At 60.2% G+C, this 22,149-nt stretch carries 22 protein-coding genes; 14 read left to right on the top strand and 8 right to left on the bottom strand.

Annotation, left to right across the window (positions count from 1 at the left end; translation table 11 throughout):
- Positions 1-210 precede the first annotated feature (210 nt).
- Positions 211-765 (top strand): single-stranded DNA-binding protein, encoded by a 555-nt coding sequence (locus FY156_06535; protein ID UXS01171.1) that lies wholly within the window; start codon positions 211-213, stop codon positions 763-765.
- Between the two features lie 75 nt (positions 766-840).
- Here FY156_06535 and FY156_06530 read toward each other — a convergent pair whose 3' ends face one another.
- Positions 841-1,989: an HPP family protein gene (locus FY156_06530; protein ID UXS01170.1), complete on the bottom strand. Its 1,149-nt coding sequence runs from the start codon at positions 1,987-1,989 to the stop codon at positions 841-843.
- A gap of 123 nt (positions 1,990-2,112) precedes the next feature.
- Positions 2,113-2,745, bottom strand: coding sequence for a MarC family protein (locus tag FY156_06525; protein UXS01169.1), 633 nt, complete (start codon positions 2,743-2,745; stop codon positions 2,113-2,115).
- Between FY156_06525 and FY156_06520 the strand changes: the two genes are divergently transcribed.
- Positions 2,723-2,905 carry a hypothetical protein gene (locus FY156_06520; protein ID UXS01168.1) on the top strand — a complete coding sequence of 61 codons (183 nt, stop codon included), beginning with the start codon at positions 2,723-2,725 and terminating at the stop codon, positions 2,903-2,905. The genes FY156_06525 and FY156_06520 overlap by 23 nt on opposite strands.
- A gap of 57 nt (positions 2,906-2,962) precedes the next feature.
- Positions 2,963-5,755 carry a DNA gyrase subunit A gene (gene gyrA, locus FY156_06515; protein UXS01167.1) on the top strand — a complete coding sequence of 931 codons (2,793 nt, stop codon included), beginning with the start codon at positions 2,963-2,965 and terminating at the stop codon, positions 5,753-5,755.
- A 120-nt stretch (positions 5,756-5,875) separates the two neighbouring features.
- Here gyrA and FY156_06510 read toward each other — a convergent pair whose 3' ends face one another.
- Both FY156_06510 and FY156_06505 read right to left on the bottom strand, forming a co-directional pair.
- Entirely contained in the window at positions 5,876-6,424 is a 549-nt protein-coding gene (locus tag FY156_06510) for a GNAT family N-acetyltransferase (GenBank protein ID UXS01166.1), read from the bottom strand.
- Between the two features lie 130 nt (positions 6,425-6,554).
- The gene (locus FY156_06505; protein ID UXS01165.1) at positions 6,555-7,448 is read right to left on the bottom strand and encodes a LysR family transcriptional regulator; all 894 of its coding nucleotides are present in this window, start codon (positions 7,446-7,448) and stop codon (positions 6,555-6,557) included.
- A gap of 115 nt (positions 7,449-7,563) precedes the next feature.
- On the opposite strand from FY156_06505, the gene FY156_06500 reads away from it, so the two are divergent.
- Together FY156_06500 and FY156_06495 are read left to right on the top strand one after the other, a co-directional pair.
- Positions 7,564-8,517 carry an alpha/beta hydrolase gene (locus FY156_06500; GenBank protein ID UXS03044.1) on the top strand — a complete coding sequence of 318 codons (954 nt, stop codon included), beginning with the start codon at positions 7,564-7,566 and terminating at the stop codon, positions 8,515-8,517.
- A gap of 52 nt (positions 8,518-8,569) precedes the next feature.
- The gene (locus tag FY156_06495; GenBank protein ID UXS01164.1) at positions 8,570-9,529 is read left to right on the top strand and encodes an alpha/beta hydrolase; all 960 of its coding nucleotides are present in this window, start codon (positions 8,570-8,572) and stop codon (positions 9,527-9,529) included.
- A 43-nt stretch (positions 9,530-9,572) separates the two neighbouring features.
- On the opposite strand, the gene FY156_06490 is transcribed toward FY156_06495, so the two are convergent.
- Together FY156_06490 and FY156_06485 are read right to left on the bottom strand one after the other, a co-directional pair.
- Positions 9,573-10,145 carry a DUF4269 domain-containing protein gene (locus tag FY156_06490; GenBank protein UXS01163.1) on the bottom strand — a complete coding sequence of 191 codons (573 nt, stop codon included), beginning with the start codon at positions 10,143-10,145 and terminating at the stop codon, positions 9,573-9,575.
- A 37-nt stretch (positions 10,146-10,182) separates the two neighbouring features.
- Positions 10,183-10,833, bottom strand: coding sequence for a TetR/AcrR family transcriptional regulator (locus tag FY156_06485; protein ID UXS01162.1), 651 nt, complete (start codon positions 10,831-10,833; stop codon positions 10,183-10,185).
- A 79-nt stretch (positions 10,834-10,912) separates the two neighbouring features.
- Here FY156_06485 and FY156_06480 point away from each other — a divergent pair, with 79 nt between their 5' ends.
- From FY156_06480 to FY156_06455, 6 genes are all read left to right on the top strand, one after another.
- On the top strand, positions 10,913-12,136 hold the full coding sequence (locus tag FY156_06480; protein UXS01161.1) for an efflux RND transporter periplasmic adaptor subunit: 1,224 nt from the start codon (positions 10,913-10,915) through the stop codon (positions 12,134-12,136).
- Positions 12,136-15,270 carry an efflux RND transporter permease subunit gene (locus tag FY156_06475; GenBank protein UXS01160.1) on the top strand — a complete coding sequence of 1,045 codons (3,135 nt, stop codon included), beginning with the start codon at positions 12,136-12,138 and terminating at the stop codon, positions 15,268-15,270. The genes FY156_06480 and FY156_06475 overlap by 1 nt, the downstream gene beginning before the upstream one ends.
- A 25-nt stretch (positions 15,271-15,295) precedes the next feature.
- On the top strand, positions 15,296-16,780 hold the full coding sequence (locus tag FY156_06470) for an efflux transporter outer membrane subunit (GenBank protein ID UXS01159.1): 1,485 nt from the start codon (positions 15,296-15,298) through the stop codon (positions 16,778-16,780).
- Positions 16,777-17,982 (top strand): multidrug effflux MFS transporter, encoded by a 1,206-nt coding sequence (locus FY156_06465; protein UXS01158.1) that lies wholly within the window; start codon positions 16,777-16,779, stop codon positions 17,980-17,982. Before FY156_06470 ends, FY156_06465 begins: the two co-directional genes overlap by 4 nt.
- Position 17,983: 1 nt before the next feature.
- On the top strand, positions 17,984-18,193 hold the full coding sequence (locus tag FY156_06460; GenBank protein UXS01157.1) for a hypothetical protein: 210 nt from the start codon (positions 17,984-17,986) through the stop codon (positions 18,191-18,193).
- Positions 18,194-18,430: 237 nt separating this feature from the next.
- Positions 18,431-18,634 carry a DUF4287 domain-containing protein gene (locus FY156_06455; protein UXS01156.1) on the top strand — a complete coding sequence of 68 codons (204 nt, stop codon included), beginning with the start codon at positions 18,431-18,433 and terminating at the stop codon, positions 18,632-18,634.
- A gap of 45 nt (positions 18,635-18,679) precedes the next feature.
- Here the strand turns inward: FY156_06455 and FY156_06450 are convergent, their stop codons facing one another.
- Positions 18,680-19,456: a class I SAM-dependent methyltransferase gene (locus FY156_06450; GenBank protein UXS01155.1), complete on the bottom strand. Its 777-nt coding sequence runs from the start codon at positions 19,454-19,456 to the stop codon at positions 18,680-18,682.
- Between the two features lie 151 nt (positions 19,457-19,607).
- Between FY156_06450 and FY156_06445 the strand changes: the two genes are divergently transcribed.
- Positions 19,608-20,345, top strand: a complete 738-nt coding sequence (locus FY156_06445; GenBank protein ID UXS01154.1) for an HAD family hydrolase — start codon at positions 19,608-19,610, stop codon at positions 20,343-20,345.
- A gap of 33 nt (positions 20,346-20,378) precedes the next feature.
- Here the strand turns inward: FY156_06445 and FY156_06440 are convergent, their stop codons facing one another.
- A complete protein-coding gene (locus FY156_06440; GenBank protein ID UXS01153.1) occupies positions 20,379-20,738 on the bottom strand; it encodes a MerR family transcriptional regulator in 360 nt (119 codons plus the stop codon).
- Between the two features lie 83 nt (positions 20,739-20,821).
- Between FY156_06440 and FY156_06435 the strand changes: the two genes are divergently transcribed.
- The gene (locus tag FY156_06435; protein ID UXS01152.1) at positions 20,822-21,634 is read left to right on the top strand and encodes an aminotransferase class IV family protein; all 813 of its coding nucleotides are present in this window, start codon (positions 20,822-20,824) and stop codon (positions 21,632-21,634) included.
- Between the two features lie 157 nt (positions 21,635-21,791).
- On the top strand, positions 21,792-22,130 hold the full coding sequence (locus tag FY156_06430) for a hypothetical protein (protein UXS01151.1): 339 nt from the start codon (positions 21,792-21,794) through the stop codon (positions 22,128-22,130).
- Positions 22,131-22,149 lie beyond the last annotated feature (19 nt).

The following is a 22,149-nucleotide window of genomic DNA, read 5'->3' as shown; positions in this document are numbered from 1 at the left end:
TTTCAGCTCTCTTGACTCGAATTTCGGGGTTTAATAGAACAAAAAAAGAACAAAAATCAAGCGGCAATGTCTCGCGGGTCGGAACGGGATTATTCTTTGTGGATAGAGTCCCGTCTGCGGGTGCCTTTCGCGGGCTGCGATGGTTATTGTGAACGGAATTTTTTGAAATGCAAAGGCCGGGCAGAACAACCGGCGGACAGGATTAAAGAGATGGCTGGCAGCGTAAATAAGGTAATTCTGATCGGAAACGTGGGCGCCGATCCCGAAATTCGCCGGACGCAGGATGGCCGCCCGATTGCGAACCTGCGTATCGCGACCTCCGAAACCTGGCGCGACCGCAACAGCGGCGAGCGCAAGGAAAAGACCGAGTGGCACACTGTCGTGGTGTTCAACGAAGGTCTCTGCAAGGTTGTCGAGCAGTACATCAAGAAGGGCGCCAAGCTCTACATCGAAGGCCAGTTGCAGACCCGCAAGTGGCAGGACCAGAACGGCAACGACCGTTATTCGACGGAAATCGTTCTGCAGGGCTTCAACTCGACCCTGACGATGCTCGACGGTCGTGGTGAAGGCGGCGGCGCAAGCCGTGGCGGTGACTTCGGAGGTGGCGACTTCGGCGGCAGCTCTTACGGCGGTGGCAGCGGCGGCGGTTCGAACTACGGCGGTGGCGGCGGTTACGACCAGCAGTCGTCGCGTGGCGGCTCCTCGCGTGGCGGCCAGCCTTCGGGCGGCTTCTCCAACGACATGGACGACGATATCCCGTTCTGAGAACCGGGTTTATCGGGCTCTGGAATACGAGGTGGCGGCCGAAGGGCAGCCACCTTTTTTATTGCCGGGGTGCGCTCAGGCGGCGGCCTTGTCGGCCAGCATCGACACCATGACATCCGACTGCGAGACAATACCGACCATCTTGCCGTTGTGATCTGTCACCGGCAGGTAGTGCAGCCCTTCCTCGGCAAAGCGGATGATGGCTTCCTCCACGGCCATGTCGGGCCTGACGGTCTTCACCGGCGAGGTCATGATATCCTTGACGGTGTCGTTCGGCGCCCTGGCGCCTGTCAGAATGAGCCGCAGCCGCTGGCCGAAGCCGATTGCCGGCCGGCCCTTGTTCCAGCTCGCCTTTTCGAGAAAATCCGTCTGCGTGACGATGCCGACGATCTCGGCCCGGTCATTCGTCACGGGTAGCGCCTTGAAATGGTGGCTGCGCATCAGCGCATGGGCATGGGTGAGCGAATCCTCCGGCGCGACAGCCACGACATTGCGGGTCATGACGCTTTCGCAATCGAGGTGGCTGGCCCTGCGGCGATAGGAGCGCAGTTCCGTCTTGCGCAGGATCAGTTCCAGCTCGTCACGGTCGATATCGAGAACCTGGTCGTATTCCTTCAGAACCTCGTCCAGATCGCTGGAGGCAAAACCGATCTTCTGGATCGAACCGAGATTGCCGGCGCCGTGGCTGGAAGCTGCGGGCTTGATCGAGTGCGGATAGGGGCGGCCCGTCATGTTGTTGTAGAGCAGCGCCAGCGCCAGCAGGATCAGTGAATTGCCGGCGACCGGCCAGAGCAGGAAACCGTAACCGAGATCGTGCACGGCAGGGCCGCCGAGAACGGCCGTCAGCGCCACGGCGCCACTTGGCGGGTGCAGGCAGCGCAGCGCCATCATGGCAGCAATGGCAAGGCCGATGGCCAGCGCACTGGCAAAGAACACATCCGGCACCAGCAGCGCGACCGTGACGCCGACGAAGGCCGCCACCAGATTTCCGCAGAGGATCGACCAGGGCTGTGCGAGCGGGCTGGAGGGCACGGCAAACAGCAGCACGGCGGATGCGCCCATCGGCGCGATCATGGCGGGCAGGGCGGGATCGAAGCGAAAGGCAAGACTGCCGAGAAGACCGGTGACAAGAATGCCGACGAGGGCACCGAGCGCGGCGCGCAGGCGCTCCTTGAGACTGGGCGGGGCGGCATCCGGGATGAGGCGGCGCAGCATGGATTGCATGGGAGGCACTTTCGATTGGTCGATGGCCGCCTTTTAACCCGCGCACGCGCCGCAATCAAAGAACGGAATTTCCGCTCTCGTCCGACTTCAGGGATTTTGTTGCAAAAACGCCTTTCGGGCGGTCTATGGCAGCGCGAAGGCGGACCTTATGCCATCCACCACGAACTGCACGGAGAGCGCTGCCAGGAGCACGCCCAGCAGGCGCGTCAGGATTGCCCGGCCGGTATTGCCGAGAAAGCGGTCCATGCGTTCCGCCACGATCAGCGCCGCATAGACCAGCGCCATGGCAAAGGCGAGGATCAGAATGAGGATGACCATCTCGACGGTGGTTTTCATCGAGCCGGCCAGAAGCACGGTGGCGGAAATGGCGCCAGGCCCGGCAATCAGCGGCAGGGCCAGCGGAAAGACCGCCAGATTGTGCAGATGGTCCTTGGTGATGGCGATCTCGGAGGTCTTTTCCTTGCGCTCCTGGCGCTTTTCGAAAATCATTTCGAATGCGATCCAGAACAGCAGCAGGCCACCGGCAATGCGGAAGGCGCCGAGCGAAATGCCGAGCAGGTTGAGAATGGCAAGACCAAACAGCGCAAAGACGGCGAGAATGCCGAAGGCGATCAGCGAACCGCGCAGCGCCACCTGCTTGCGCTGGTCACGCGTCATGCCCACGGTCAGGGCAAGGAATACGGGGGCAAGGCCGGGTGGATCGAGCGTCACCAGAAGGGTGGTGAGCGCATTGATGAGCGTTTCGCTGCCAGGCATTTTTTCCCCTGCTTATGTTATTTTGGCCGTGAGCCTACGCAAGTCGATGGCGGTTTTAAAGGGAGGAGCGGTGCTTTTGGGCGGAGAAGGCGAGAAAAGCGCTGTTTGTCTTGCATTTGACGCAAAAGGCTGTTCAAAACTTGCCGGGAAATTGGCTTAACCTTGCTGTTTCCGCTATAAAAATTCATCCGATTCTTAACAGAGAATGTGATCCGTTTTGACTGACCAAAGTCCCCCCGGCGGCGGAAAGCTTCCGCCAGGCATCGAGCCGATTTCCATCATCGAGGAAATGCAGCGGTCGTATCTCGATTACGCGATGAGCGTTATCGTGTCGCGCGCACTTCCCGATGTTCGTGACGGCATGAAGCCTGTTCATCGCCGCATCCTGTACGGCATGTCCGAACTTGGCATCGACTGGAACAAGAAATACGTAAAGTGCGCCCGCGTCACCGGTGACGTGATGGGTAAATTCCATCCGCACGGCAACTCTGCCATCTATGACGCGCTTGCGCGTATGGCGCAGGACTGGTCGCTGCGTCTGCCGCTGATCGACGGTCAGGGCAACTTCGGCTCGATCGACGGCGACCCGCCGGCGGCTGAACGTTATACCGAGTGCCGTCTGGAAAAGGCCGCGCACGCGCTGCTCGACGATCTCGACAAGGAAACTGTCGACTTCCGCGACAACTATGACGGCACGCTTCAGGAACCGGTGGTCATTCCGGCCAAGTTCCCGAACCTCCTGGTCAACGGTGCTGGCGGTATCGCCGTCGGCATGGCAACCAACATTCCGCCGCACAACCTTTCGGAAGTAATCGACGGCTGTATCGCGCTCATCGACAATCCGGCCATCGAGCTGGCCGAGATGATGCAGATCATTCCCGGTCCCGACTTCCCGACAGGCGCCTTCATCATGGGCCGCTCCGGCATCCGCTCGGCTTACGAGACGGGCAGGGGCTCGGTCATCATGCGCGGCCGCGCCACCATCGAACCGATGCGCGGCGACCGCGAGCAGATCATCATCACCGAAGTTCCCTACCAGGTGAACAAGGCAACGATGATTGAAAAGATGGCCGAACTGGTCAAGGAAAAGCGCATCGAGGGCATTTCCGACCTGCGCGACGAGTCCGACCGTCAGGGCTACCGCGTCGTCATCGAGCTGAAGCGCGATGCCAATGCCGAAGTCATCCTGAATCAGCTCTACCGTTACACGCCGCTGCAGACCTCCTTCGGCTGCAACATGGTGGCGCTGAACGGCGGCAAGCCGGAACAGCTTACGCTGCTCGACATGCTGCGCGCTTTCGTATCCTTCCGTGAGGAAGTCGTCAGCCGCCGCACCAAGTACCTGCTGCGCAAGGCGCGCGACCGCGCGCATGTGTTGGTGGGTCTGGCCATTGCCGTCGCCAACATCGACGAAGTCATCCGCGTTATCCGCCATGCGCCGGACCCGGCGTCTGCGCGTGAAGAACTGATGACGCGCCGCTGGCCGGCCGAGGATGTCGAAAGCCTCGTTCGCCTGATCGACGATCCGCGCCACCGCATCAACGAAGACGGCACATACAACCTCTCGGAAGAGCAGGCACGCGCCATCCTCGAACTGCGTCTGGCCCGCCTGACCGCACTCGGCCGTGACGAAATCGGCGACGAACTGAACAAGATCGGCGCTGAGATCAGCGAATATCTCGAAATCCTGTCGTCGCGCGTGCGTATCCAGCAGATCGTCAAGGACGAGATGGCCGCCGTACGTGACGAATTCGGCACGCCACGCCGTTCGGAAATCGTCGAAGGCGGCCCCGACATGGACGATGAAGACCTCATCGCCCGTGAAGACATGGTCGTGACCGTATCGCATCTTGGCTACATCAAGCGCGTGCCGCTGACGACCTACAAGGCGCAGCGTCGCGGCGGCAAGGGCCGTTCGGGCATGGCAACGCGCGACGAAGATTTCGTCAACCGTCTGTTCGTGGCCAACACCCATACGCCGGTGCTGTTCTTCTCCTCGCGTGGCATCGTCTACAAGGAAAAGGTCTGGCGCCTGCCGATCGGTACGCCACAGTCCAAGGGCAAGGCGCTGATCAACATGCTGCCGCTGGAACCCGGCGAACGCATCACCACCATCATGCCGCTGCCTGAGGACGAGACGACGTGGGAAACCCTCGACGTGATGTTCTCGACGACACGCGGAACGGTGCGCCGTAACAAGCTGGGCGACTTCGTGCAGGTCAACCGCAACGGCAAGATCGCCATGAAGCTGGATGAAGAGGGCGATCAGATCCTCTCCGTCGAAACCTGTACCGACCGTGACGACGTGTTGCTGACGACGGCGCTTGGCCAGTGCATCCGCTTCCCGGTCGATGACGTTCGCGTCTTCGCTGGCCGTAACTCGGTTGGCGTGCGCGGCATCAATCTGGGCGACAGCGACCGCATCATCTCCATGACTATCGTTGGCAGCAGCGATGCGGCCCCATGGGAGCGTGCAGCCTACCTCAAGCGTTCGGCCGCAGAACGCCGTGCAGCCGGTGTCGATGAAGAAGACATCGCGCTGGTTGGCGAAGAGGTGACGGAAGAAGGAGAACTCGGCGAAGACCGTTATCAGGAACTCAAGGCACGCGAACAGTTCGTGCTGACCGTTTCCGAAAAGGGCTTCGGCAAGCGTTCGTCCTCCTACGACTTCCGCACCTCCGGCCGTGGCGGCAAGGGCATCCGCGCCACCGACACGTCGAAGACGACGGAAATCGGCGAACTGGTTGCAGCCTTCCCGGTTGAAGACAACGACCAGATCATGCTCGTCTCTGATGGCGGCCAGCTGATCCGTGTACCGGTTGCCGGTATCCGCATCGCCAGCCGCGCCACCAAGGGCGTGACGATCTTCTCGACGGCCAAGGATGAAAAGGTCGTCTCGGTCGAGCGCATCAACGAGCCGGAAGGCGACGAAGACGCTGAAAACGGCAATGGTGCCGAGGTCGAAGACCAGGTCACCGAGCAGCCGGAAGCACCGGAAAGCGAGGCATAAGCCTCAGCTTTCAGGTCCCGCAAAAATCAAAACCCCGCGGAGCGATGGCACCGCGGGGTTTTTGCTGTCTTGATGGAGATTGCGGCCCCGCCTTGTCACCGGCAGGAGACTGTCAATATCTCAGCTCTGCCATTCCGAATTCAGAACGGCATAAATGAACTCGTCACCCCAGACGCCGTTGAAGCGGTCGTTCTGCACAAGATGCGCTTCCCTGCGCAATTTCAGGCGTTCCACCACGCCGATGGAGCCATGGTTCAGCGTGTCCAGCCGCGCGAAAATCCGGTGATAACCAAGGCTGTCGAAGCCGAGGCCAATCATGGCGCGCACCGCCTCTGTCGCATAGCCTTTTCCCGAATATGCCGGGTTGAAGATATAACCGACCTCGGCCTGAAGCGCCGCCGTACTGGCAATCTTCAGAAGCACCTCGCCAAGCAAAGCATCGTCATCAAGACGGATGACGGCAAGTCGCAACGTATCGCCATCCTGTTCAAACGCCGCCGAAAGGATCGATGCGAACTGCGCTTCCAGCGCCGCCCTGGCTGGCGGCGCGGCGTAGAGGAACCGGTAAACGTCGCTGCGCGCATGATAATCGGCATAGGCGGAAAAATCCTGCGGCTGGAATGGACGAAGGATCAGGCGTTGCGTTTCGAGAGGCAAGGTCGGGATCATGGATACTCGCTGCAAATGTCTCCCGGCTATTTGGGGTCGCAAGGGCATAGTCACAAGACAGGACTGTACCCGCTTTGCGTCGCGGACGGCATGCGCCGGATCAGCACCAAACGAGGCACAAAGAAGGTTTTCAGCTTCGGTGGCGAACCGCATCGACAAACAGGTTGAAGGCCGGGGAGGAGTGTCGGCGGCTTGGGTAATATAGGTGGTAACCGGGCAGGGGCGGCGTGCTCTCCTCCAGCGTCCTGACGAGGCGTCCGGCGGATATATGCCCGGTCACCTGATCGAGCGGCAGATAGGCCAGCCCCAGCCCGTCGATTGCCGCATCGAGGATCAGTTCAATCGTATTGAAGACCAGCGGACCATCGACATGGACCCTGATCTCACGCCCCTTGTCGATAAACCGCCACGCGTTCAGCACGCCTGTTGTCGGCAGACGCAGATTGATGGCGCGATGATCGACAAGCTGTTCGGGATTTTCCGGGAGCGGGTGCCGCTTAAAATAAGCAGGGGAGCCAACGATCGCCATCGGTACATCCGGGCTCATCCGCACGGCAATCATGTCCTTCGCGACCTGCTCTCCCAGACGAACACCCGCATCGAAACGGTCGACGACGACATCGACCAGCCCGTAATCGACGACGACCTCGACATTGATGTCGGGATATCGGCTCAGCAGTTTGGTGACGGCGGGGCGGATGATGGTTTTTGCCGCATGTTCGACCGAGGTGATGCGGATCGTGCCGGCCGGACTGTCGCGGAACTCGCTGAGTTCGGAAATGCGCTGATCGAGATCGCGCAGCATCGGCGCCAGCGTCTGCACCAGCCGTTCCCCGGCTTCGGTCGGCGCGACGCTGCGGGTGGTGCGCGCCAGAAGCCGCACGCCGAGCCTTTCTTCCAGCCGCCTGACGATGCCGCTCAGTGCGGACTGGGACAGGCCAAGTTTCAGCGCGGCGCGGGTGAAGTTGCGCTCTTCCGCGACAACGACAAAAGCCGTCAGATCCGCCATTTCATCGCGTTTCATTTATCACCTCAGTGATAGGTTCATGCAATTCTCTATCATAGAGTGATAGGTGAGATGGATCTATATTTCCAGTCATCCCTTCTGGTGCACGACAGACCAGACCAACCAAGAGGATATGACCATGGGAAAGATCAGCTTCACCAATTCGAATAACCCTGAAATCACCATGTCGGCCGTCATCAACTTCCCCGCAGGTTTTGATGAGAACCGCCAGTATCCTGCCATCGTCGTCTCCCATCCCGGCGGCGGCGTGAAGGAACAGACCGCCGGCACCTATGCCCGCAAGCTTGCCGAAGCAGGTTTCGTGACGATTGCCTATGACGCCTCCTATCAGGGCGAAAGCGGCGGTGAGCCGCGCCAGCTCGAAAACCCGTATATCCGCACGGAAGATGTCAGCGCCGTTATCGATTACCTGACGACGCTTGCCTACATCGACCAGAGCCGCATCGGCGCGATGGGCATCTGCGCCGGCGCTGGTTACACCGCCAACGCCGCCATCCAGGACCGCCGCATCAAGGCCGTTGGCACAGTGAGCGCGGTCAACATCGGCTCGATGTTCCGCAACGGCTGGGAAAACAACGTCAAGGACATCGACGCCTTGCCCTATATCGAGGCGGGATCGAATGCCCGTACGGCCGATGCGGGAAGCGCCCAGAAGGGACAGATGCCGCTTGCTCCGCTGAAGGAAGAGGACGCGCCGAATGAAGAACTGCGTCAGGCCTGGGAGTATTACCACACCCCCCGCGCCGAATGCCCGACCGCACCCGGTTTTGCGACGCTGCGCAGCCTCAACCAGATCATCACCTATGACGCTTACCACATGGCCGAGGTCTATCTGACACAGCCGTTGCAGGTCGTTGCCGGCAGCAAGGCCGGTAGCAAGTGGATGAGCGATGACCTTCTGAAGCGTGCCGCAAGCCGAGACAAGGCGCTGCATGTCGTTGAAGGTGCCAACCACATGGAGCTGTATGACGGCGAAAAATATGTCGATGAAGCCGTGTCGGTCCTCGCACCGTTCTTTCGGGCAAAGCTCGTTGCCGACACCACTGCCAGCCAAGCCGCCGAGTAACGGGACTAGAAACCACCGAGCGCAAGTCGCTTCAGGTAAACAGGAGAGTCACATGGAAACCGTGAACATCCGTAACCCCGGAATGCATTGGAACATCGCCGCCGACATTCACCTCCCACCCGACTACAACGCCGGGCATCGCTATCCGGCAATCGTTTCGAACCATCCTATCGGCAGCTGCAAAGAGCAGACGGCCGGCAACGTCTACGGCGCAGCGCTGGCAAAAGCGGGTTTCGTCGTCATTGTTCCGGACGCCAGCTTCCAGGGTGGCAGCGGCGGACAACCCCGCTGGATTGAAGACCCGGAGCAGCGGGTGAAGGACTATCGTGATGTCATCGACTATGCCCAATCCTTGCCCTACGTCGATGCCAACAACATCGGTATCCTCGGCATCTGCGGTGGCGGCGGCTACTCCATCAAGGCCACCATCATCGATAAGCGCATCAAGGCGTTGGTCAGTATTACCGGTGTCAACTTTGGACGTCTGATGCGAGAGGGCTTCAGCAACTTCGACCCCGTCGGGGCGCTCGAAGGAATGGCCGCACAGCGAACGGCCGAGAACGCCGGAGCAGAAGAGCGCATAAACATCTTCCTGCCCGCCAGCGTCGAAGAGGGCAATGCCGCGGGTATCACTGACATCGATGTGCTGGAAGCGACGGACTACTACCGCAACCGGTGCCCGGCCGCAGGGGCAGGGACGAGGATGTTGGTCTCGCATGCCGCGTCAGCCGTTGCTTGGGACGCCTTCGCCTTCGCTGAAACGCTGCTGACGCAGCCAATGATGCTGGTGTTCGGCGACAAGCCCGGCGGCTTTGGTGCCTATCGTGACGGGATGGAAATCTATGGTCGCGCCGCCTCGAAGAACAAGGAGCTGGTCGTCGTCGAAGGCTGGTCACACTACGACCTCTACGACAAGCCTGAACCCGTGGGCAAGGCGCTCAAGGAAATCGTGCCGTTCTTCAGAAAACATCTGGCTGACGCATCGACGGCCAAGACAAAGACAGCCGCATGACAAGACAGACGCCCCGGATGCCAGCGCATTCCGGGGCGTTTTTTTAGGTGGAGCGTAGAGCTTTTGCAGCAGGTTCCATATCCAGCCGGCACACAAATCCGGCTTCGGCGAGCCTGCCGCGCAGTTCCTCGTCCGAAGCAGCCTCAAGGTCCAGCAATCCCAGATAGGGATCACCGGCGGACTGCAGCGCGCTCCAGAACGCCGGTTCGGTTTTCAATCCCTCGCTTCGGAGCGCGAGTATTTTCGCTTTGAATGCACTGCCGCCGAGGGCAAGAAGGCGTTTCTCGATTTCAAAATGACGCCATCCGGCCTGTGCGACGACCGGGAGGCGGCTGGCAAATATTTCGAAGTCCCAACCTTCTGTGGTAAAGCTTGCGATGATTGGCTGGTCGTTCGACGTCCACTGCCAGACACAAAACGCCTTGCGGTCTCCATATAAATTTACGACGTCCCGCAGGAAGGATTGCTGGTCAGTCGCATGGCACAGGATGTCGATATCGCTCTTTTCGGTATGCACACCCAGTGGGGGTGTTCCGGCGATATGTGGATCGTAAGCCGCAAGCGCCTCCATGATGCCGAGTGCCTGAATGGCCGTTTCATAGTGAGGACGTGTCATGGCGACGGTTCGTTCCTTTACGCGATCACCGCATCCGTCACCTGGCCGCGGCCGAAGCCATGAAGAAGTCGATGCACCATCTGAGGTGGCGGCGGCGGTCTTCCAATGTGGCCCAGTCGCGGCGGCCGGGTCCGGTTGGGCCGAGCAGCATATCCATCAGCATGCGCGCCCCACTTTCGGGGTTGTCGATCTTCAGTCGCCCACGCTCGACCTGATTTTTCAGCCAGTCGATCAAATCGCGCCTTGAAGGATCGGCGCCTTCGTCGCGGATGAAATCGAACAGTTCGGGCACTTCTTTCGATTCGGCAAAAATGATCGAGAGAAAGCTGTCGCGTTCCGCGTCCATTTCCTCGTCGATATCGATGCGAAAGATACGTTCGATGACGATATCGACAGGTGCGTCTTCATCGGCAGGGCGGGGCAGGTCCAGCATCATGCGGCGGTGATCGCCCACCACGGCCTTGAACAGATCGACCTTGCTCTCGAACGATTCGTAGATGGTCTGCTTCGAAATTTTGCAGCGCGCCGCGACCTTGGCGATGGTCGTGCGGCGAAAACCTTCCTCGGTGAAGGTGCGCCGCGCCTCGTCCAGAATCGTCTGTCGACGCTGCTCATCACTATAGATTTTCGGCCTGCCGCGGCTTCGTTCCGCCGGCCTTTCGGGCGTGTCTGCTGGTGAATTTTCCATGAACGTCTCCCTAGCATGCGTTGACTCTTACCGCAAATTGATTATTTGTACCCACCGTTACAGAAAAAGGTAAAAACCCGTGCCCCCCAGATCAAGACCCATTTTTGCAGCAGGTTTCGCATTCTTTGTGTGTGCAGCGCTCGCCGCCTGCAGCGATGAAAAGGCAGCAGCGCCACCGGCCGCAGCCGCCAAGCCCAATGTCAGTGTCGTGGTGCTGAACCCGCAGGACGTGGCCATTACGGCGGAGCTGCCGGGCCGGACATCCGCTTCGCTGGAAGCAGAGGTCCGCCCGCAGGTTGGCGGCATTATCCGCAAGCGCAATTTCAAGGAGGGCAGCGAGGTAAAGGCGGGCGACGTGCTCTACGAACTCGACCCCGCGACCTACCAGGCGAGCTATGACAGCGCCGTTGCCTCACTGCAGAAGGCTGAAGGGGCTCTGCCGAGCGCACAGGCCAAAGTCGACCGTTACGGCCGCCTGACATCGAACAACGCCGTCAGTGAGCAGGACCTTGAAGACGCGAAGTCGACGCTGGCACAGGCCAAGGCGGATGTCGCGTCGGCCAAGGCGAGCGTCGAGACAGCCCGCATCAATCTCGAATACACCAAGATCCGCGCGCCGATTTCCGGCCGTGTCGATGCCTCGGCCATTACTGTCGGCGCGCTTGTCACGGCGGAGCAGACCACGGCGCTGACGACGATCAGAAGCCTCGATCCGATCAATGTCGATGTGACGCAGGCCAGCTCGAAAATCCTCGATCTCAGAGAGGCCGTCGATGCCGGGCAGTTGCGTTTTTCGGGCATCAACGTCTCGGTCAACCTGAAACTCGACAACGGCAAGGAATACGCCAAGACCGGCACGGTGGAATTTGCCGAGGCGACGGTCGATGAATCGGCCGGCACGGTCAAACTTCGCGCGCAGTTTCCAAACCCCGACCGCATCGTGCTGCCGGGCATGTATGTGCGCGCCGTGATCCAGGAAGGCGTTGCGCCAAACAGCTATCTGGTGCCGCAGCGCGGCGTGTCGCGCAACACCAAGGGTGAACCGACCGCACGTTTCGTCAGCAAGGACAACAAGGTCGAAGAGCGCGTCCTGACGGTGGACCGCAGCATCGGCAACAACTGGCTGGTGACAGCAGGTGTCGAAGATGGCGACCGGGTGATCGTCGAGGGTACGCAGCGCACGCAGATCGGCCAGGATGTCGACGTAAAGGAAGTGACCATCGACAACGCGACCGGCGAACTCAAGGCTGCATCCATCGACACCCCCAACAAGGTCGCCAGCCTGACGGAGGCGCAGCACTGATGTCTCTGTTCTTCATCAACCGCCCCATCTTCGCATGGGTGATCGCCGTCTGCGTGATGCTGGCAGGCGTGCTGTCGATCACCGGTCTCTCGATCTCGCAATATCCGCAGATCGCCCCGACCTCGGTAACGATCAGCGCCAGCTATTCCGGCGCTGACGCCCAGACGGTCGAAAACTCGGTGACCAAGGTCATCGAGCAGGGCATGACCGGTATCGACAATCTCGACTACATGACCGCCACGTCCACATCGACCGGCGAAGCCTCGATCGAGCTGACCTTCACCAACAAGGCCGACCCCGATGTCGCGCAGATGCAGGTGCAGAACAAGTTGCAGCAGGTGGAGTCCAACCTGCCCACGGCCGTTCAGACGGCCGGCATCACCGTGACGAAGTCGACCTCCAGCTTCCTGCTGATTGCCGCCTTCGTATCGACGGACGGCAAACTCAGCTCCACGGATATTTCCGACTATATCGACAGCACGCTGAAGGACCGCATTGCCCGCGTTGAAGGCGTTGGCGATACACAGATGTTCGGTTCCGGTTATGCCATGCGCATCTGGCTGGACCCCGACAAGCTGTCGAAATATTCGCTGACGGTCGGCGATGTCACCTCGGCCATCGAGGCCCAGAATACCCAGGTTTCGGCCGGGCAGCTCGGTGCCGCGCCGCAGCGCAAGGGCCAGCAGCTCAACGCCACGGTTACGGCGAAAAGCCGTCTCCAGACCCCTGAAGAATTCAAGAACATCATTCTGAAAAGCCTGACGGACGGTTCCGTCGTGCAGATGAGCGACGTGGCAACCGTCGAACTCGGCGCGGAAAGCTACACCACCACGACGAAATACAATGGCCAGCCGGCCAGCGGTCTCGGCGTCAATCTCGCCACCGGCGCAAACGCCATAGACACCGCGAACGGCGTCAAGGCCGCCATCGAGGCGCTGAAGCCGACGATGCCGCAGAATGTCGAAGTGGTTTACCCCTACGACACGACCCCGTTCGTGGAACTGTCGATTGAAGACGTGGTCAAGACGCTCGGTGAAGCCATCGTTCTGGTCTTCGTCGTGATGTTCGTGTTCCTGCAGAGCTTCCGCGCAACGATCATTCCCACCCTTGCCGTTCCCGTCGTGCTGCTTGGCACCTTCGGCATCCTGTCGCTGTTCGGTTACTCCATCAACACGCTGACGATGTTCGGCATGGTGCTGGCCATCGGCCTTCTGGTGGACGACGCGATTGTCGTTGTCGAAAACGTCGAGCGCGTCATGGAGGAGGAGGGGCTCGACCCCAAGGCTGCCACGATCAAGTCGATGAAGGAAATCTCCAGCGCGCTGATCGGCATCGCCACGGTGCTGTCTGCCGTGTTCATTCCGATGGCGTTCTTCTCCGGATCGGTCGGCATCATCTATCGCCAGTTCTCGGTCACCATCGTTTCGGCCATGGTGCTTTCGGTCGGCGTTGCCCTGATCTTCACGCCAGCGCTCTGCGCAACGCTGTTGCGTCCACCCAAGCATGACGCAAAGAACAAGGGCATTTTCGGCTGGTTCAACCGCGGCTTTGAAAAGACCACCCAGGGCTACCAGAAAAGCGTCGGCGGCATCATTCGCCGCAGCCCGGTGTTTCTGGTGATCTTTGCGGCCATCGTCGTCGTCACGGGACTTGTCTTCACGCGCATGGAATCCTCGTTCATTCCGGATGAAGACCAGGGTGTGCTCATCGCCAGCGTCCAGCTTCCGCCGGGTGCGACCGAGGACCGGACCCGCAAGATGCTGGACGACGTCACCAACTACTTCCTCAATGATGAGAAGGACTATGTCGAAGGCGTGATGTCTTCCGTCGGCTTCAGCTTCGGCGGCGCGGGCCAGAACGTCGGCATCGCCTTCGTCAGCCTGAAGGATTTTGCCGGACGTACGGATGACAAGGCGAAAGCCGGTGCCATTGCCGGTCGCGCCATGGCGGCATTCTCCAGATTTACCGATGGCAGCGCTTTTGCATTGCAGCCTCCGGCCATTCCCGGCTTCGGCACATCCGGCGGCTTTTCGTTCTACCTGATGGACAACAACAGTGCCGGTCACGCGCAACTGATCGATGTCCGAAACCAGTTTCTCGCCGCTGCCGCCAAGGACAAGCAGCTGAGCGGAACGCGACCGAACGGCCAGGAAGACACGCCGCAATATTCGATCCAGATCGATGACAAAAAGGCAAGCGCGCTCGGCCTCGACCTCTCCGACATCAACACCACGCTGTCGACCGCGTGGGGCGGAACCTATGTCAACGACTTTATCGATCGTGGTCGCGTGAAGCCGGTCTACGTGCAGGGTGCAACGGATTTCCGCATGCAGCCTGAAGACCTCAGCCGCTGGTATGCCCGTAATTCCAGCGAGACGATGGTGCCATTCTCGTCCTTTTCGACGGGCAAATGGACCTATGGTTCGCCGCGTCTGGAACGTTACAACGGTGCCTCTGCTGTTGAAATCCAGGGGTCGGCCGCAGCCGGTGTCAGCTCGGGTACAGCCATGTCGTCGGTTGACAGCCTGATGGCGGAGCTGCCGGCCGGTTATGCGCATGAATGGACCGGCCTGTCGGCGCAGGAGCGTCTTTCCGGCAACCAGGCCCTGCAGCTTTATGCGATCTCGGTTCTGGTAGTGTTTCTGGCGCTGGCCGCACTTTACGAAAGCCTGACCATTCCCTTCGCCGTTCTTCTGTCTGTGCCAATCGGCATTTTTGGGGCGGTGGTTGCGGCAACCATGTTCGGGCAGACCAACGACGTCTACTTCAAGGTCGGTCTGCTGACGACCATCGGTCTTGCCGCGAAGAACGCGATCCTGATCGTCGAGTTCGCCATCGAACAGCAGGCGCATGGCAAGGGCCTGGTGGAAGCAACGCTCGAGGCCGCACGCCAGCGTCTTCGCCCGATCCTGATGACCTCGCTTGCCTTCATCCTCGGCGTGTTGCCGCTGGCGATTGCCGATGGCGCAGGCTCCGGGGCGCAGAACTCGATCGGTATCGGCGTGATGGGCGGCATGATTTCGGCAACGGTGCTGGGTGTTTTCTTCATCCCGCTGCTGTTCGTCATCGTGCGCAGGATCTTCAGGTCGAAAGCCGCAACACCCGCCGCGATCCCCGTCGCGCCGGCAGAATAACCACCCCAGCGTAAGGAACGCTCATTTGCTCAATCCAACCTTCAAGCGCGGTCTTGCGACCTGCGTTAAGGCCTCCTCTGCGTCCATTTTGGCAGTTCTGCTTGCCGGATGTGTTGTCGGCCCTGACTACCAGAAGCCCAATCTTGTGGTGCCCGCCAGCTGGGGGGGCGGCGCGAAAGCCGGGGCGGCGGCGAAAAAACCCAACCTGACGGAGTGGTGGCGCCAGCTCAACGATCCCTTGCTGAACACGCTCGTCGCGCAGGCAGTGGACGGCAATCTGGATGTCGCCAGTGCAAAGGCCCGCATTCGCGAAGCCCGCGCCACCTATCGCCAGCAGACGGGGGCTTTCTACCCGAGCGTCAACGGTTCCGCGTCCGGCACGCGCAACCGCACGGCCAGCGCCGGTGAAACGGCCGTCTACAACCAGGCGCAGGCCGGATTCGACGCGAGCTGGGAAATCGATCTGTTCGGTGGCAACCGGCGCTCGGCGGAAGCAGCGCGTTATGCGGCACAGGCCGCAGACGAAGATCTGGCGGATACGCTGGTGACACTGATCGGTGACGTCACGTCCTATTACGTTCAGGCGCGGCAATATCAGGCTCTGGTGGCGCTTTCCGAGCGCACCGCCAAATCGCAACGCCAGTCAGCCGTGCTGACCCGCGACCAGGTGCAGGCTGGGGCTGCAACGGGCGTGGACAGCGCAACGGCTGAAGGGCAGGCGGCTTCGACCGAGGCGGATATTCCTTCCTACCGCATTTCCTACATGCAGTCGGTCAACCGTCTCGCCGTGTTGCTTGGCAAGGCACCGTCAGAGCTGCAGCCGCTGATGGCGAAGGCCGGCAAGATACCCTCGCCGAAGATGGCGGCCGGTATCGGCATTCCGGCCGATGTCGTGAGCGGACGTCCGGACGTCCGCTCGGCAGAACGTGCACTGGCGCAATACACCGCCAAGATCGGCAAGGCGGAAGCCGACCGTTACCCGTCGATCAGCCTTACCGGCGATATTGCCACGACGGCGAGCAGCGTTTCCGACCTCGGCAAAAAATCGACGATCAGCTGGGCATTCGGGCCAAGTCTTTCCATTCCGATCTTCCAGGGCGGTCAGCTGAAGGCTGCCGTGGATGTGGCGAAGGCGCAGCGCGACCAGTATTTCGTAGCCTACCAGTCGGCCGTGCTGTCGGCGATGGAAGACGTGGAAAATGCGGTCGTGGCGTTGACGCAGTCGCAGCAGCGTCGCGCCAGACTGTCGGCCTCGGTGGCCGCCTACCGGAGAGCGGCCGAACTGTCCCGTCAGTTGAATGTCGATGGTGCGATCGACCGTCTGGACGTTCTCGAAGCCGAACGCTCGCTTTATTCGGCCGAGGAAGAGCTGATCTCGAGCCAGGCCAATATCGCCACCTATTACATTGCGCTTCATAAGGCGCTCGGTGGCGGCTGGACCGGCACGGTCGATGTCGAAAAACCGGCGGTGGTCGATCCTGCCAGCGGCCCACGGGTGGCAATGCGATGACGATGGGCACCGCGTCTCCCGCAACCTCCCGAGGGCATCTGGTCACCATACTGGTGCTCGGGGCGATGACAGCCGTCACGCCCTTGGCCACGGACATGTATCTGGCGGCGTTTCCGGCGATTGGCGCCGACCTCTCGGCCTCGGCCGGGCAGGTCCAGTTCAGCCTGTCGATCTTCTTCATCGGCATGGCGTTCGGCCAGCTCATCTATGGCACGCTGATCGACCGGTTCGGGCGCAAGCTGCCGTTGATGGCGGGCATGGCCGTCTTCACACTCAGTTCGGTCGCAATGCCGTTTGCGCCCGACATTGTCACCTTCAACGGGTTGCGTCTGCTGCAGGCGGTCGGGGCGTGCTCCGGCATGGTCATCGGCCGCGCCGCCATCAACGATCTGTTCGATGCCACCGAGGGCGCGCGGGTGCTCTCGCACATGATGCTGATCACCGGACTTGGGCCTATTCTGGCGCCGATCCTGGGCGGCTACATCCTGATCTCCTGGGGATGGCAGGCGATCTTTGTGGCGCTTGCCGCCATTGCCGCCGCCAGCCTGTTTGCGATCGGCTTTGCCTTTCGCGAAACGCTGCCGCCGGAAAACCGCCAGCCGCAACGGATCGGCGAGACCGGCAGAACCTATCTCAAGCTGCTGAAGAACAGGCAGTTTGTTTTGTTCACCCTGGTCGGCTGCTTTGCGCTTGGCGGTCTCTTCGCCTTCATCACCGGATCGCCGCATGTAATGATGGACCTCTACGGTCTGTCTCAGCAAACCTATGGCTGGGTGTTCGCCGCCAACGCCGTGGCCATGGTCATCGGCTCGCAGATCAACGGTTACCTGTTGCGCCGGCATCCGCTCGCGACCGTCCTGAAATATTCGCTGCTGCTGTTCGTCGTCACCGGTGCTGCAACGGTGGCGCTCTCGGGGGCGGCGGATCTCATCACCTTGATGATCCCGTTGACCCTGTGCCTTGCCAACGTGCCGGTCGTTGCCGCCAATTCCACGGCTCTCGCGATGGCGGCCTGCGGCAAGGATGCGGGCGCGGCATCGGGAATACTCGGCGTTCTGCAGTTCGGCATCGCCGGACTGGTCAGCGGCCTCGTCGGCATGATGGCGAACAATTCGCCGCTGCCGATGACCGTGGTCATAGCGGCGGCAGCTATGGCGGCGTTTGCGTGTTTTGCCGGATTTCAGAAAGACAGGAGAGTTTGAAATGAGACGTCTCACCCTCGCAATCACTTGCGTTGTCGCAACGGCTTTTGCCTTGCCGGCCATCGCCCAAGAACCGCCGCCGCGCCAGCCGGGCAAACAGGTCGAGCGCGGCCCGTCGAAAAAGCCGAAACTTCACTGCAAGACGGTGCTGGTAAAAGCCAAAGACCGCTTCGGCCGCCCGATCACCAAGAAGGAAAAGGTCTGCCGATAGGCAAAACCTGACCCGAAAGACTGATCTGCGCCTTTTCAGGTGCGACACATCAAAACCCCGTGGCGCGATGGCGCTGCGGGGTTTTCTGTCCTGGAGGCGATTGGTGAGATGAGAACAAGCTCACAAGCGCTGTACCGAAACATGCACCTCAAGCGTCAAATCGCGTCCACGGGCGGTGACACCGCGTTCTTTCGTGTTATCACTTGCCAGACGAACCGTTCATGTCTGGGAGGTATCATGACAACCACTCCGGTAAAGGGCCCCGCATCCTACTTTCCGTCCATCGAAGCCAAATACGGGCGGCCGATTGCCGAGTGGAAAGAGCTGATCCGTGCCCAGAGCGGCAAGAAACACATGGAACTGGTCGCCTGGCTGAAACAGGAACACGGCATGGGCCACGGCCACGCCAACGCGCTGGTGGCGGATACGCTGCGGGAGTGAGGGGATAATCCCACAGCGACTTTCGCGGTGGCAGGCGGCTTAAGCCTATCTGATCGTGCCCCACAGCACTTGCGAACGCACCGAAAAGCGCAGCGTCTGATCGGTGGCATGCGGCACCAGAATGTCGCGCAGCTCCGCATCGAACCGGGGCAGCAGTTCGCCAAGCCGAGATGGCGCGAATGTGTCTCTGGAATGCTGGCAGAGGATGAAGTTTTCGATGCTCTGCTCTACCGGCTCCGAACTGAAAAACTCCGTACCCTCGATATGCAGGAATGCCTTGTACCGGGAGCGTTTTTCGTCTTTCCGGTCGTGGTCGAACTCTTCGCCCGTAGCGATGGGAACCCATTTCGCCAGAAATGATTGCCAGTCGCCAGCCCAGGCAGGCGCGAAAGGCGTATCGCCCGTCACGATCGCAATCTTGTGGGATTCGGACGCCAGCATCCTGAGCCGCGGAAACAGGCGGGTGTGATCCATCCAGTGAATACTTGCAGCGGCGACCATGAGGTCGAACCTGTCATCCGCGGCAGTGTCATAATCTTCCGCAAAACCGGTAACCCATCGAATATTCGCCGCCGTCCCACCCTCGAGCCGCCGGGCGAGATCGATCATGGCTTCCGAAGGGTCAACAGCAACGACGTCAGTGAAATGCCGGGCCAGAGGGCGGCTGATTTTACCGGTCCCGCACCCCAGATCCAGAAGGCAATTGCGATGCGGGGTAATGGACAGAAGCCTGTCGTACACGCCTTGGGGATAGGGAGGGCGATGGATGTAATTCTCCACAACCAAGGGGTCTTCGAAGGATACGCCATGCCGCTCGATCATTCTCAGCTCCATATCTGTTTCAGCCGAGAACGGTTCTTTAGCCGCTCCTCATGATCGACAGATGACGGACGGCTGATCATCAGATTTTTTGAGATTCTGCATTTGGGGAACAAGCCTCAAATTCAGGTCACATGAACGCGATAGGACGTCATTGGTTATCGCGCTGGGTGGGAGAAACAGCATGGCGTCGCACTACATTCTCTGGGATTTCGAGGGAACACTTGCGAGGCGGCGCGGACGATTTGCCGAGGCACTTCGAACGTCTGCTATGTCGGTTGATCCGAATTTCGAAACATCTTCAGACGATTTGAAGCCATACCTTTCGGCGGTGCTTCCGTGGAACAGCCCTGATCGGGACCATCATTTTGCAACTCAAGAGGCTTGGTGGGCTCCACTGCGGAGTGCAAGTATGCAGGCATTGCTTGCTCATGGACTGCGTTTTGACCTGGCAGAACAAGCGTCAGAAAATCTGCGAATGACTTACCTCAATTTGGCATATTGGGATTTGCTTCCCCATGCGGCAGAAACGCTGCAGAGGCTTTCCGTTAGAGGCTGGAGGCACGCTATACTGTCAAATTTTGCACCGGACCTGCAGCAGATCGTTGAAGGTCTCGGTATTGCCGGCAGCTTCGACCGCATATTTTCATCCGGCTCACTTGGTCATGAAAAACCCTCACCCGAGAGCTTTTCCCGCGTCGTCGCCGAACTCGCACCAGCGCAGGTCGTCTGGATGATTGGCGACAATGTGAAGTCAGATATCGAGGGCGGCAAAGCTGCGGGCCTCTCGACGATCCTGATTGGCAAGGAACAATCTTATGAAGGGCTGTCAGTAACTCAACTTGGCGAAGTGCCTGATTTGATTGGGCAACCCAAGCTGACATCGCAGTAGCGACCGACTGGCTTCAGACAAGGCTCCCCGCGCTCATTTCAGCCTTGTGTCGATCTCGCTCATCAGGTCGGAGAGGAGGGAGCGGCTTTCTGTGAGTGCGGCCATCTGCTGGTCGACGCCGTCGATGTGTTTTTGCAGGATGGCGCGCAGTTCGTCGCAGGGTTCGAACTCATCGCGGCCGTCGAGGGAGCAGGGCAGGAATTGCTGGATGACCGGCAGGGTCATTCCGCAGGCTCCGAGCTTCCTGATCATTGTGATCGTGGCAAGTTCTTCTGTGCCATAGTCGCGGTAGCCGGCGGCGGTTCGGCCGGGCGTCAGCAGGCCCTGTTCTTCATAATATCGCAGCATCCGGATGCTGATGCCGGTCCGCTCCGCCATGTCGCCAATCTTCATGATTTCACCCTTGACCCTAACAGCACTGTCAGGGTCTATAGGATTTGCTCGTCAATGCAAACACATCTGAGGAGCAAGAGACCATGCAAGAACATCCTTCCTTCGTGACCATGCTGGATGGAAACGAGGCGACCGCGACGGATCTGTCGCCGCTGGCCTTTGCGGGCTTTGCCCATTTTACCGCAATGCAGGTTCGTGATGGCAAGGTGCGGGGGCTGGACCTGCATCTCACACGCCTTCGCACCGCCTCGATGGCAATGTTTGGCCGCGCGCGGAGCGATGCCGACATCAGCCGTTTTCTGCGCATGGCGGTTGCGGCCGGGCCGCAGAACCTTTCTCTGACCGCCACTGTGTTTTCGCGGCATGGGGAGTTCACAGCGCAAGCGTCTTATGACGATCCGGCCATCTTGGTGCGGAGCTTTCCGGCATCGTCGGGTCCGGGCGGACCTGTCGCGCTGGATGTCGTTCACCACCAGAGGGCGCTTGCCAGCATCAAGCAGGTGGGTGAGCCGATGAAGACCTACGCGATGCGTCAGGCTGCACGCAACGGCTTTGACGATGCCGTGTTTGTCGATCAACAGGGGCGCCTGACCGAAGCCAGCATCTGGAATCTGGCGTTCTGGGATGGGCAATCGGTGATATGGCCGAAGGCCGATATCCTGCACGGCGTCACCATGCAGATCGTCGAGCGACAGCTTGCGAAACTCGGCATCCGCTCCCGAACGGAAGACATCAGCCTTGCAGATGCCGAAAGCTTCGCCGGTGCCGCGCTGATGAATTCATGGACGCCCGCCGTCGCAATCCGCAGGATCGGTTCGTTTGAGATACCCGTGTCGGACGCGTTCAACACCTTGCTTCACGCCGCCTATCAGGCGGAACCGGCAGTGCGGATTTAAACCGGCAAAGGCTGTGAAGCGGGAAGGCAGATGCGGCAGGGTCGCGCCTCATGCCTGCCTTGCCGCGACACCCGCGCAGGCCACTCTGAAATTCCGTGACTGGTTTGCAGACTTGCGGTGTAAGCTTGGTGATCGTTGCAGACTGTGGAGGTGGTCCATGCCGCGTTTTCTAGCCGTTTACACCATGACGCCCGAAGACCTCGCGGCCTTTCGGCGGATGCCGAAATCCGAGCGGGACGCTGTCGATGCCGTCGGCGTCAAGGCATGGGCGGCGTGGGAGGAGAAAAACGCCGCGTCCATTCTGGATCGCGGCGGCATGGTGGGCAAGACGACGCGCGTTAGCAGAGATGGCATACAGGCTGCGGTCAATCCGTTCTGCGGTTATCTGGTGGTTGAGGCAGAGAGCGCCGACGACGCCGCACGGCTTTTTCAGGACCACCCGCACATCACCGTCTTTCCCGGCGACGGCGTGGATATCATGCCCTTTGTCACCTAATGTCTCTGATGAGTGACAT

Origin of the sequence: Agrobacterium tumefaciens (assembly GCA_025559845.1) — a bacterium.
Classification (GTDB): domain Bacteria; phylum Pseudomonadota; class Alphaproteobacteria; order Rhizobiales; family Rhizobiaceae; genus Agrobacterium.
Note: the sequence above shows the minus strand (reverse complement) of the source record. Positions and strands in the feature narration are given on the sequence as shown.